Source organism: Bacillus sp. FSL L8-0193, assembly GCF_037976065.1.
GTDB classification, from domain to species: domain Bacteria; phylum Bacillota; class Bacilli; order Bacillales; family Bacillaceae; genus Bacillus; species Bacillus paralicheniformis.
This window is the reverse complement of sequence record NZ_CP150261.1, coordinates 3,533,699-3,544,584: the sequence shown is the minus strand read 5'-3', so window position 1 is coordinate 3,544,584 and position 10,886 is coordinate 3,533,699. Positions and strand designations below refer to the sequence as shown.

Annotated in this window: 10 protein-coding genes; 5 read left to right on the top strand and 5 right to left on the bottom strand. The window is 48.1% G+C overall.

Going from position 1 to position 10,886, the window contains the following annotated elements:
• Window positions 1–7: 7 nt before the first annotated feature.
• Genes yicI through MHH76_RS17850 form a run of 4 tightly spaced genes read right to left on the bottom strand, consistent with a single transcriptional unit; the run spans window position 8 to window position 5,299 of the window.
• Window positions 8–2,317 (bottom strand): alpha-xylosidase, encoded by a 2,310-nt coding sequence (gene yicI / locus MHH76_RS17865; protein WP_043054469.1) that lies wholly within the window; start codon window positions 2,315–2,317, stop codon window positions 8–10.
• 23 nt (window positions 2,318–2,340) lie between these two features.
• Window positions 2,341–3,162: a carbohydrate ABC transporter permease gene (locus MHH76_RS17860; protein ID WP_023856275.1), complete on the bottom strand. Its 822-nt coding sequence runs from the start codon at window positions 3,160–3,162 to the stop codon at window positions 2,341–2,343.
• Complete coding sequence (locus tag MHH76_RS17855; RefSeq protein WP_025809905.1) at window positions 3,159–4,052, bottom strand: sugar ABC transporter permease; 894 nt, start codon at window positions 4,050–4,052, stop codon at window positions 3,159–3,161. The genes MHH76_RS17860 and MHH76_RS17855 overlap by 4 nt, the downstream gene beginning before the upstream one ends.
• A gap of 26 nt (window positions 4,053–4,078) precedes the next feature.
• Window positions 4,079–5,299: an ABC transporter substrate-binding protein gene (locus MHH76_RS17850; protein WP_043054468.1), complete on the bottom strand. Its 1,221-nt coding sequence runs from the start codon at window positions 5,297–5,299 to the stop codon at window positions 4,079–4,081.
• A 255-nt stretch (window positions 5,300–5,554) separates the two neighbouring features.
• Here MHH76_RS17850 and MHH76_RS17845 point away from each other — a divergent pair, with 255 nt between their 5' ends.
• From MHH76_RS17845 to MHH76_RS17830, 4 genes are all read left to right on the top strand, one after another.
• A complete protein-coding gene (locus tag MHH76_RS17845) occupies window positions 5,555–7,666 on the top strand; it encodes a heavy metal translocating P-type ATPase (RefSeq protein WP_033155028.1) in 2,112 nt (703 codons plus the stop codon).
• A gap of 125 nt (window positions 7,667–7,791) precedes the next feature.
• On the top strand, window positions 7,792–8,487 hold the full coding sequence (locus tag MHH76_RS17840; RefSeq protein ID WP_020452939.1) for a thioredoxin domain-containing protein: 696 nt from the start codon (window positions 7,792–7,794) through the stop codon (window positions 8,485–8,487).
• Window positions 8,477–8,890 (top strand): disulfide oxidoreductase, encoded by a 414-nt coding sequence (locus MHH76_RS17835; protein WP_003185211.1) that lies wholly within the window; start codon window positions 8,477–8,479, stop codon window positions 8,888–8,890. The genes MHH76_RS17840 and MHH76_RS17835 overlap by 11 nt, the downstream gene beginning before the upstream one ends.
• 95 nt (window positions 8,891–8,985) lie before the next feature.
• A complete protein-coding gene (locus MHH76_RS17830; RefSeq protein ID WP_020452938.1) occupies window positions 8,986–9,471 on the top strand; it encodes a GNAT family N-acetyltransferase in 486 nt (161 codons plus the stop codon).
• 95 nt (window positions 9,472–9,566) lie between these two features.
• On the opposite strand, the gene MHH76_RS17825 is transcribed toward MHH76_RS17830, so the two are convergent.
• Window positions 9,567–10,097, bottom strand: a complete 531-nt coding sequence (locus MHH76_RS17825; protein ID WP_025809899.1) for a GrpB family protein — start codon at window positions 10,095–10,097, stop codon at window positions 9,567–9,569.
• Between the two features lie 124 nt (window positions 10,098–10,221).
• Between MHH76_RS17825 and MHH76_RS17820 the strand changes: the two genes are divergently transcribed.
• Window positions 10,222–10,830: a trimeric intracellular cation channel family protein gene (locus MHH76_RS17820; RefSeq protein ID WP_003185205.1), complete on the top strand. Its 609-nt coding sequence runs from the start codon at window positions 10,222–10,224 to the stop codon at window positions 10,828–10,830.
• Window positions 10,831–10,886 lie beyond the last annotated feature (56 nt).

Genomic DNA, 10,886 nt, shown 5'->3' with positions numbered 1-10,886 from the left:
ACTCCTTTTAGAAAAAAATGAAGACATCCCGGTCCTTTTCTTTTGGCTGAATTGCTGTTCCCTCCTGAAGCGCTTCCGCTGCGCCGTTTATGACAGAAGTGACAGACAGATCGCGGATGAGCAGCTTCCATTTCTTTTGGACGCCTGTTGTTTTCACGGTAATCGTATTTTCATGCCGTGAAGCTCTGACTGTCATTGCTTCGCACTTTTCATTGTAAATCGTCTGTTCGGCTGTGCAGCCGTCTTTTAATTGGTAAAGGCAGAACGTCACACCGTCGAGATAATCATAATCAGGTCGCCCGGATTCCTGCCCGAGCGGCAGCAGCGTATTTTCCCTGACGAACAGGGGAAGCCCCATATACCCGTACTGTTCTTCTTTCCATTCTCCGCCTTCCGTCTCTTTTCCCGTCAAAAGGTGTGTCCAGGTGCCTTTTGGCAAATAATAACGGACAACGCCGTCTTCCTGAAAAACGGGAGCGACGAGGAGTCTTCCGCCGAGCATGTACTGTCTGTCAAGCCAGTGGCAAGTGTTGTCACCGGGAAATTCGAGGAGCATCGCCCGCATCATCGGAATGCCTTCAGCGTGCGCTTCATGCGCGGCGGCGTACAAATAAGGCATCAGCCTGTGCTTCAGTTTGACAAAATACCGCATCACATCGGCCGCTTCTTCGTCAAACAGCCACGGAACGCGATATGATTCGCTCCCGTGCAGGCGGCTGTGCGTCGACAAGAGGCCGAATGCGGTCCAGCGCTTATACAAATCGGCTGTTGCCGTGCTTTCAAATCCGCCGATATCGTGGCTCCAGAAGCCGAAGCCTGAAAGGGAAAGCGACAGGCCGCCGCGAAGGCTTTCAGCCATTGAATCATAGCTGGCAAAACAATCCCCGCCCCAGTGTACGGGAAATTGCTGGCCTCCGGCCGTCGCCGACCTTGCAAACACGACCGCTTCCCGTTCGCCGCGCTTTTGCTTCAACAGGTCAAATACGGTTTTGTTGTATAAAAAAGAATAATAATTGTGCATTCTGTCGGGGTCTGATCCGTCAAAGTAAACCGCGTCTCTCGGAATCCGTTCTCCGAAATCGGTCTTGAAACAGTCGACGCCCATGTCGAGCAGGCTTTCAAGTTTTGAACAATACCAGTCACGCGCTTTTCGATTGGTGAAGTCGACGATTGCCATGCCGGCCTGCCACCGGTCCCACTGCCACACATCCCCCCGGCTGTTTTTTAAAAAGTAGCCGTTTTCTTTTCCTTCCTGAAAAAGCTTCGATTTTTGGGCGATGTAAGGGTTGATCCAGACGCATATTTTCAACCCCTTATCTTTCAGGCGGCTGAGCATAGCTTCAGGCTGCTTAAAATATCGTTCATCCCATTCGAAATTGCACCATTCAAATTCTTTCATCCAGAAGCAGTCAAAATGAAACACGCTGAGCGGGATGCCGCGTTCGGTCATCCCGTCGATGAAACGTGTCACGGTTTCCTCAGAATAGTCGGTTGTAAACGATGTGGACAGCCAGAGGCCGAAAGACCAGGCCGGGGGAAGCGCCGGTTTTCCCGTTAACGACGCATAGCGTTTCAAAACATCCTTCGGTTCAGCACCGCTAATGATAAAATAGTCAAGCGTTTCCCCTTCGACCGAAAACTGCGCTTTGGATACGACTTCAGAACCGATTTCATACGAAACGAGCTCGGGATGATTGACAAAAACACCGTACCCTTTGTTTGACAAATAGAACGGCACATTTTTATACGCCTGCTCCGTGCTTGTGCCGCCGTCCTGATTCCAGATGTCTACGGTTTGGCCGTTTTTCACGAATGCCGTAAAACGCTCGCCGAGACCGTAGATCAATTCGCCGACACCGATGTTTAGCTGTTCCCTCATAAAGGTGCGCCCGTCATTGCTCGTGATATAGGCGAGGCTATTCGATTCGCTTGCGGTCAGGCTCTGTCCATCACGTGAAAATTGGTAGCGCCAACCGCTTTTGCTCACCTCAACGCACAGGCTGCCGCTTTGGAAGGTCAGCGCATCATCTTGTTCGGAGATAACCGGCTCAACGTCTGTCATATCCAGCTGAAACTCGGGCTTGCGAGGCGTTTCCCCTTGAAAATGGGACACTTGCACACGGATCACGTCTTCAAGAGGACTCGAAAATCTGACGGTGAGCATGCGGGTGTCCAGCGTGTCCCCGCGCTTTTGAACCGCTTTGACAGGCCCGTATACAGTCAATGATTGCTGATCAATCATTCGGTCGTAGGCTTCTTTTGGCGTGTTGATGTGATATCCTTCGCGCGTCAGCCAGTAGCCGTCTGAAAATTTCATGATCGAAAACACCCTTTCTATTTTTACTTGATGGATCCGCTGATCAGACCTTTAACAAGCTGCTTTTGAAGCAGTATAAAAATGATGATGACAGGCAAAACCGATAAAACGGCAAATGCCATCAGATCATTCCACTGGATTCCGTATTGGCTGATCACATTGTAAATGCCGGCCGTCAGCGGCCACAGCTCCTGATTTCGGTTGAATGTCATGCTGTAAATCAAATCTCCCCATGCGAAAAAGAAGGAAACCGCTCCGCTGACGGCAATCCCGGGTACGCTGATAGGCAAAATAATGCGGATGAATGCGGTAAAACGGCTGCAGCCGTCGATTTTGGCCGCATCCTCAAGGTCCTTGGGAATCCCGAGAAAAAAAGTTCTGAGCATTAATACCGAAAAAGGAACGCCGAGCGTTGCTCCCGTCAAAATCGGTCCGATATACGTGTTTAATATGTTCAGCTGATTAAAGGCGATAAACAGCGGAGTCAAAACAACGGTGGCAGGCAGCATTTGCGTGATGAGAAACAGTAAAATGAACATTTTTTTGCCCTTGATCCGAAAGCGCGCCAAGCCGTAGGCGGAAGGAACGGCCAATATGAGAACGATGGCGGCAGCCGCCCCGGAAATCAGCAGGCTGTTCAAAAAGTATCCGGCGATGCCTGAAGTGAACACAGCTTCGAAGCCGGCCGTCCGGAATGTCTCGGGCCACAATAAAGGTGGTGTTTTAAACAATTCTGCCTCGCTTTTGAAAGCTGTGGCGATCATCCAATAAACGGGGAATAAAAAGCCGGCCGTAACGAGGACGCCAATAATGTTAAAGAGCCATTCCTTTTGCTTCGTTTTCATGACATCACCTCATCTTTTTTGATCAGCCGCAAATAGACAAGACTGACCAAAAGAAGAATGAAAAACAGGACATTGGCGCTTGCTGCGCCCATGCTGAATTGAAATTCGTCAAAGGAGTAGCGGTAGCTGACGGTTGACAGGACTTCAGTGGCGTGCACGGGGCCGCCTCCAGTCATCACAAACACAAGGTCGAACACTTTGAACGTATAAATGAAGCCGAGCATCATGACGACGGTGATCACCGGCCGCAATAAGGGTAGGGTCAGATGAATGAATTTCTGAAAAGCATTGGCGCCGTCAAGGCTTGCGCTTTCATAGACGTCTTCCGGAAGGGAGCTGAGACCGGCGGATATGAGCAGCATATTAAAGGGAATGCCGACCCAGATGTTGGCGATAATAACGGACCAGATGGCAATCTTCGGATCTGACAGCCAGGGGATTGGATTGTCGATCATTCCCCATGATATGAGCAGCTGATTGAACACGCCTTCATTTGAAGCCATCATAAACTTGAATAAAAGCGCCGTAACCGTCAGCGGAATGAGCCAGCTCACCATCATCAATCCCCTGAGAAACGGGGCAAGCCGAAATTTCATGCTGAAAAACAAAGCGAGCAAAAAGCCGATTGCAAACTGAAAAACGACGCTTCCAGCCGTGTAGAGCAGCGTGTTTTTTAAAGATGCCCAAAATACTTTATCCTGGGCAAGCCGCTGATAATTGTCGATTCCTATAAAGCTGATATCCTTTGATGCTATATTTGCAAGCGACACGTTTTGAAAGCTGAGAATTATGTTGTAGATGAGAGGATAACCGATAAGGGCAAGCATAAAAAGAACGGCCGGGAACAAATAGAAGCACCCTTCCCATTTACGAATGATGGCTTTGATCATGTCAAAACTCCTTCGTGCGCTTAAAGCTAGTTTAAGGCGTTGATTTTTTGTGCGGCCTCATCCAGCGCTTCTTTCGGCGTTTTGCTTTCGCTCAATGCTTCCTGCAGGGCCGTCTGTAAAGCTTCCGAAATTTTCGGCCAGTTTTTCGAAGGGCCGCGGGCTGATGCAATCTCCATGATTGGAATAAAGGCTTTTAAATTGTCATCTGTTTTCCAATGACTTGATGATTCGAGCAAATCCTTACGCGGCGGGAATACACCTGTTTCCGCTGTCAGTGTTTCGAGCCGCTCCGGATCGATCAGCCAAGTGATGAAATCCCAGGCGCCGTCGGTGTTTTTTCCTTTAACGACTGCCATATTTTCCCCGCCAAGGGCGGAAGCGAATGTTTGATCCTTCGGGATGAAGGTAATCCCGTAATGTAAGTGACCGGCTTCTTTCAGCCGTTCAATATTCCAGGAGCCGTTGATCATCATAGCGAGCTGACCTGCTGCAAACTGTCTGGCCAGATCATCCTGGGTGGCGTTTAACACTTCCTTGCTCATTGCGCCTTCTTTGACCAGATCCGTTAAAAACTGCAGGGAAGAGGCTGCTTCTTTTGAATGCAGCTGTTTTAAATCTGCTCCGGAAGACAAAAGGAACGGATAAAATTGAAAAGCGCTTTCCTCTGATTTGACGGCTGACAGGGCAAATCCTTCCGTTTGGCCTTTGCTCGTTTTTTTCGCTGCTTTTTTCAGCTCGCTCCACGTTTCAGGCGGCTTGGAAATCCCTGCATCCTTCAAGAGGTCTTTGTTGTAAAACAAAGCAAGCGCATTGCTTGCGAAAGGGATGCCGTAGTACTTCTCTTCATATACGGCTGATGAGAGCGGCCCCTCATAATACCGGTCAGCCTGCCCCCATTGCTCGACTTTCTCTGTTAAATCTTCGAGCACGCCCATGGCGGCGAATGAGGCATTGTCGACATTGTCAAGGAAAACGGCGTCAGGCATGGCATTGCCGGCTGCTCCGACAGACAGCTGCTTTTTCACTTCATTAAAAGGAATGTACTCTGTTACGACTTTGTACCGATCCTGAGACCGATTGTACTGGTCGACAAGTTCATGATAAAGTTCCTGCTGTCTGCCGGTGAAATAATCCCAGACTTTGATTTCTTCCGCATGCTTTGCGCCGGCGTTGGTGCCACTTTTGCAGCCTGCGGAAAAAACGAGAAGAAGGGCGAGGCAGATGATCATCAGACACGATTTTTTCAAAAACGCTCACTCCTTATGAAAAAAAGCTTGTTAGTTTAATAGCTAAACTAAGTATATTTGGGCATCGCTTCTAATATGCCAGCAGAGTTTCGCAGGCGCGAAAGCAGGGTAAAACGCGGAAACAGTCCGGTGCGTATGATAACAAAGATCGATTGACACATTTTTCGAATGAAGCATATAATAAGGATAAATAATATATGCGTATATGCTCATATATAAAATAAAGCCCGGCGCTGAAAAAGAAAGGTGAGAGAGATGGAAAAGGTGAAGCAGGAATACATGTTAAACGGTCTCGACTGCGGCAATTGCGCACAAAAAATTGAGCATGAGATAGCCGGTATGAAAGGGATTGAAGCGTGTTCAGTCAATTTTGCAACAAGCACGCTGACTGTCAAAGTCGACCAAAACAGCGGCGAAGACATTTCTTCAAAAATAAAGAAAAAAGTAACCGAGATCGAACCGCACGTCAACGTGAAGTTGAAGGAAGGGACAAAACAGGCTCCATCCGAAGGTGATGGCCGGTTTAAAAAAACGATCGCAAGACTGGCTGCAGGCACCGTTCTCGGCGCAGCAGGCTTTCTGCTTCCCGGCGGTACCGCAGCTGAGTGGATTCTCTTTTTCCTTGCTTACCTCATCATCGGCGGTGATGTCGTATTAAGAGCCGTCAAAAACATCTTTCGCGGCCGGGTTTTTGATGAGCACTTTTTAATGACGATCGCCACTCTGGGTGCATTTATCATTCAGCAGTATCCCGAGGGCGTGGCGGTTATGCTGTTCTATCAAGTAGGCGAGCTGTTCCAGGGAGCCGCGGTCAGCCGCTCCAGGAAATCGATCAGCGATTTGATGGACATCCGTCCCGATTATGCCAATCTTCAAACGGAAGGCGGTACGGTCAAAGTATCTCCCGATGAGGTTAAAGCGGGCGATATCATCATCGTCAAGCCAGGAGAGAAAGTCCCGCTTGACGGCAAAGTGCGAGCGGGCAAATCGCTTGTCGATACGTCCGCATTAACCGGGGAATCCGTTCCACGAGAAGCCGCACCCGGCGAAGAGGTGCTGAGCGGATTTGTCAACAAAAACGGCGTGCTTGAAGTGAAAGTGGACAAAGAATACAGTGAATCAACCGTTTCAAAGATTCTTGACCTCGTCCAGAATGCCAGCAGCAGAAAAGCGAAAACAGAGAACTTTATTACCAAATTCGCCAAGTACTACACGCCTTTTGTTGTCATAGTCGCGCTTCTTCTCGCTTTTGTCCCGCCGCTGATCATTTCCGGAGCCGCGCTGTCGGATTGGGTGTACCGGGCCCTCGTCTTTTTGGTCATTTCTTGTCCGTGCGCACTTGTCGTTTCCATTCCGCTCGGCTTTTTCGGCGGCATCGGAGCGGCGTCAAAAGCAGGTATACTCGTAAAAGGCGGCAATTATTTAGAAGCGCTCAATGATGTCAAATATGCCGTTTTTGACAAAACAGGCACATTAACAAAAGGCGAATTTGCCGTTGTTAAGCTGTCGCCGGCAGGCCGTGTCAAAGAAGAGGAACTGCTTGAATATGCGGCGCTTGCCGAACATTTCTCAGGCCACCCGATCGCCGAGTCGATCCGTGAAGCATACGGGAAGGTAGGCCAAGCGGATCGCATCAAAGATTACAGCGAGACGGCCGGCTTCGGCGTCAGAGCGGTTGTAGACGGAGCCGTCATTTTGGCCGGGAATGCCAAGCTCATGAAGAAATTCGGCATACAGTATCAAGAGGAAAGCGAAATCGGTACCGTTGTTTATGTAGCCGCCGGCGATACGTTTATCGGCTCGATTGTTATCGCAGACGAAATCAAAGAGGATGCCAAGCGTGCGATCTCTGCTTTGAAAAAAGCGGGGATTAAAAAAACGGTGATGCTGACGGGTGACGCGAAAGAAACCGGCGAGGCGGTCGGCGCGGAACTGTCCATTGATGAAGTGCATGCGGAGCTTCTTCCACAGCACAAGGTGGACCGCATTGAAGCATTTGACAAGCAAAAGCTTCCAAAAGAAAAGCTGCTTTTCGCAGGAGACGGCATCAACGATACGCCGGTCTTGGCGAGAGCGGATATCGGGGTTGCCATGGGAGGCCTTGGCTCTGATGCGGCAGTCGAAGCGGCTGATATTGTGATCATGACGGACCAGCCTTCAAAAATTGCGGAAGCCATCAGCATTGCCAAGCGGACGAGGGCGATTGTCTGGCAGAATATTATCTTTGCGCTCGGCGTTAAAAGTGTTTTTCTCATCTTGGGTGCTTTCGGCATCGCAACGATGTGGGAAGCCGTCTTTTCAGACGTCGGTGTTACCCTTTTAGCCGTTTTAAATGCGATGAGGGTTTTAAAAGTGAAAGAAATGTAACTTTTTTACCACCTAATGAACTGGAAATTCCTTTTTTAGCATCTTCACGAATGCGGCTTGTCTTGTTAAAATGAAAGAGGTTATCAAACTGGCATACTAAAAAATAAGAATAATGAGGTGTCTAAGTGAAGAAGAAACAGCAGTCACCGATGAAATTTGCAGTGATTATGACAGTCGTGGTCGTTTTTCTGATTGGCGCACTTGTCGTACTCAACAATCAAACCCAAAATGCTTCGCAAACCTTTGATGACAAGCCTTCAACTGAAGGGCAGCCGCTTCTTGGCAACAAAGATGCGACTGTAACGATCACAGAATTCGGAGATTACAAATGTCCAAGCTGCAAACAGTGGACTGAGACCGTCTTTCCGGATTTGAAAAAGGATTACATCGATAAAGATCAAGTTAATTTTTCATATATTAACTTCGTCAATGAACAGCACGGCAGAGGCTCTGAATTGAGCGCCCTCGCTTCCGAGCAAGTATGGAAGGAAGATCCGGCTTCATTCTGGAAATTCCATGAAGCACTGTACAAAGCGCAGCCTGACAATGACACGATGGAAAACGAGTGGGCGACGCCGGCAAAATTGGCAGACATCACGGAAGCGAATACGAAAATCAAACGCGATAAGCTCATCAGCAGCTTAAATGACAAAACGTTCTCTGAGCAATTAAAAACGGACAATTCGCTCATCAGCAAATACAGTGTAGACTCGACGCCGACGATCTTTGTCAACGACGTAAAAATCGACAAACCGTTTGATTATGACAAAATCAAAGAAACGATCGCCAAAGAGCTGAAAGGCCAGTCTGATGAAAAATAAACTGCTTTTTCTGTACGGCGCCTGGATCGTCTCATTAACGGCGACACTAGGCAGCCTGTACTTCAGCGAAATCCGTAAATTCATTCCTTGCGAACTGTGCTGGTATCAGCGGATTATGATGTATCCGCTCGTGCTGATCCTTGGAATTGCGACATTTCAGGGCGATGCCCGCGTGAAAAAATACGTGCTGCCGATGGCGGTGATCGGCGCAGGCATTTCCCTGATGCATTACATGGAACAAAAAATTCCCGGATTCAACGGTATTAAACCGTGTGTCACAGGAGTGCCTTGCTCAGGGCAGTATATCAATTGGTTCGGTTTCATCACGATTCCGTTTCTCGCCCTTATCGCATTTATTTTGATTATCATTTTTATGTGCTTTCTCAAGGGGAAAGACGAGTAAAAAGAGCATTGTCTGACAATGCTCTTTTTTTTACATGTTCAACAAAATGAATGTTATAATATTTGGAAATTATTAAATGAATAAGGATGATGAGGATGGAATTTAAGATTCGTAAAATGAAAAAGAAAGACATCCGACAAGTGCAGCAGATTGCCAAAACAAGCTGGAATCACACTTATGAAGGGATAATCCCTTTCGATATTCAAGAGAAATTCTTAGAGAAAGCGTACAATGATGAGATAATGCAGCAGCGTTTGGAACACTCGTTAATGCTCGTTTCAGAAGCGGACGGAAAAATCGTCGGCTTTGTTAACTACTCATTTGTAAGAGAAGGAGGGGAGGCCTATCTCGCTGCCATTTATTTAGCCCCGGAATACCAAGGAAAAGGCATCGGAACCGCATTATTGGAAGAGGGGCTAAAACATTTGGAGGGAGTAAAAAAGATCTTTGTAGAGGTTGAAACAGAAAACCGTACCGGAAAAAACTTTTACAAGGCGAAGGGTTTTGAGGATGTCTCCGAATATGATGAAGAATTTGAAGGGCATATCCTCAAAACGGTCCGAATGGCCTTGCGCGTATAATGCCCGCTTTCACTTCGTGACTTGGACATAGTAGTATAACAAGACCGCCATAATGAAGGCGATGGCTATTGTAAGCAATTTATGTTTTGTCTTTTTCAGCATACCGGGCCACTCCTTTCCAAATGTTTTGCTTTCTCAATCACGTCTTTAATGAATGATTCTTTTCCTTTTGTGTACGAGGTGCGGTCATATGGAAAGCGCCGTGCCAAGGTTTTTTTCAATGTTTCATATTCTTGCCGCTCGGCGGAGTGCTTTCTTAAATAATTTCGGAATCTCAGTTGGTTTTTCCATTCTTCGCTTTGAAAAACATATACGTGCAGATGGTGTGTGCCCGCCCTCCACATTCCCTTTCGAAAAAAGCGCCTGGCAGGGAAGGCTTCGTGAAATACGTGCTCATAACCGAGCTGCTCAAGCGGTTCGATCCAGGCTGAAGCTTCGCTGAGACTGTTGACGCCGGCCATCAGATCGAGCACCGGTTTTGCCGCAAGACCGGGAACAGAGGTGCTGCCGATATGTTCGATAGCGAGAACTTTTTTTCCGAGGACATCCGTGAGCCGCTGTTTTTCAGCTGCAAATTCCTGAGCCCACCCGGCTTTCGCTTTTTCGATGATGATCTCCTGTTCCATGTTTCCACCCCTTTAAAAACGTCTTTTTATATTATAAGATATTTTGATTCAGAGAGGGTTGATTTAAAGGTTGGAGAAGTTATAAAATCAAAAAGATTGAAGTTTAGTATGGAGGACACCTTAGATGGCTTGGGAAGTGTTGAGCATCATCGGCACCGTCGCTTTTGCGATCAGCGGAGCGATCGTTGCAATGGAAGAAGAGTATGATATTTTAGGAGTTTATATATTGGGGATTGTGACGGCGTTCGGCGGAGGGGCGATCAGAAACCTGCTCATCGGAGTTCCGGTGTCCGCCTTGTGGGAGCAGGGGAGCCTGTTTCTAATCGCTCTTGTTTCGATCACGATCGTTTTTTTGTTTCCGAAGCTCCTGTTAAAGCACTGGAGCATCTGGGGGAGCTTTTCAGACGCGATCGGTCTTGCCGCATTTGCGATACAAGGAGCGCTTTATGCCGTTCACATGAACCATCCGGTCAGCGCGGTGATCGTTGCGGCGGTCTTAACAGGAAGCGGCGGCGGAATGATCCGGGATCTTTTGGCCGGAAGAAAGCCGCTCGTGCTGAAAACCGAGATCTACGCCGTTTGGGCCGCTTTGGGCGGATTCATTATCGGCATGGGCTGGGCGGAGAAGCCGCTCACGCTGTATATCCTGTTTGCTTTGCTGGTCGCATGCCGCGTATGCTCGTACATGTTTAACTGGAAGTTGCCGAATCGTTCGCTGCGGTCCCACAGCTGAATAGAAAAAAGCCGATTTTTCGTTGATTGAAAAATCGGCTTTTTATATTGATTTGA

Coding starts and splice junctions, on each gene's coding strand:
- yicI (WP_043054469.1), bottom strand. CDS start 2,317: ATGAAATTTTCAGACGGCTACTGGCTGACGCGCGAAGGATATCACATC.
- MHH76_RS17860 (WP_023856275.1), bottom strand. CDS start 3,162: ATGAAAACGAAGCAAAAGGAATGGCTCTTTAACATTATTGGCGTCCTC.
- MHH76_RS17855 (WP_025809905.1), bottom strand. CDS start 4,052: ATGATCAAAGCCATCATTCGTAAATGGGAAGGGTGCTTCTATTTGTTC.
- MHH76_RS17845 (WP_033155028.1), top strand. CDS start 5,555: ATGGAAAAGGTGAAGCAGGAATACATGTTAAACGGTCTCGACTGCGGC.
- MHH76_RS17835 (WP_003185211.1), top strand. CDS start 8,477: ATGAAAAATAAACTGCTTTTTCTGTACGGCGCCTGGATCGTCTCATTA.
- MHH76_RS17830 (WP_020452938.1), top strand. CDS start 8,986: ATGGAATTTAAGATTCGTAAAATGAAAAAGAAAGACATCCGACAAGTG.
- MHH76_RS17825 (WP_025809899.1), bottom strand. CDS start 10,097: ATGGAACAGGAGATCATCATCGAAAAAGCGAAAGCCGGGTGGGCTCAG.
- MHH76_RS17820 (WP_003185205.1), top strand. CDS start 10,222: ATGGCTTGGGAAGTGTTGAGCATCATCGGCACCGTCGCTTTTGCGATC.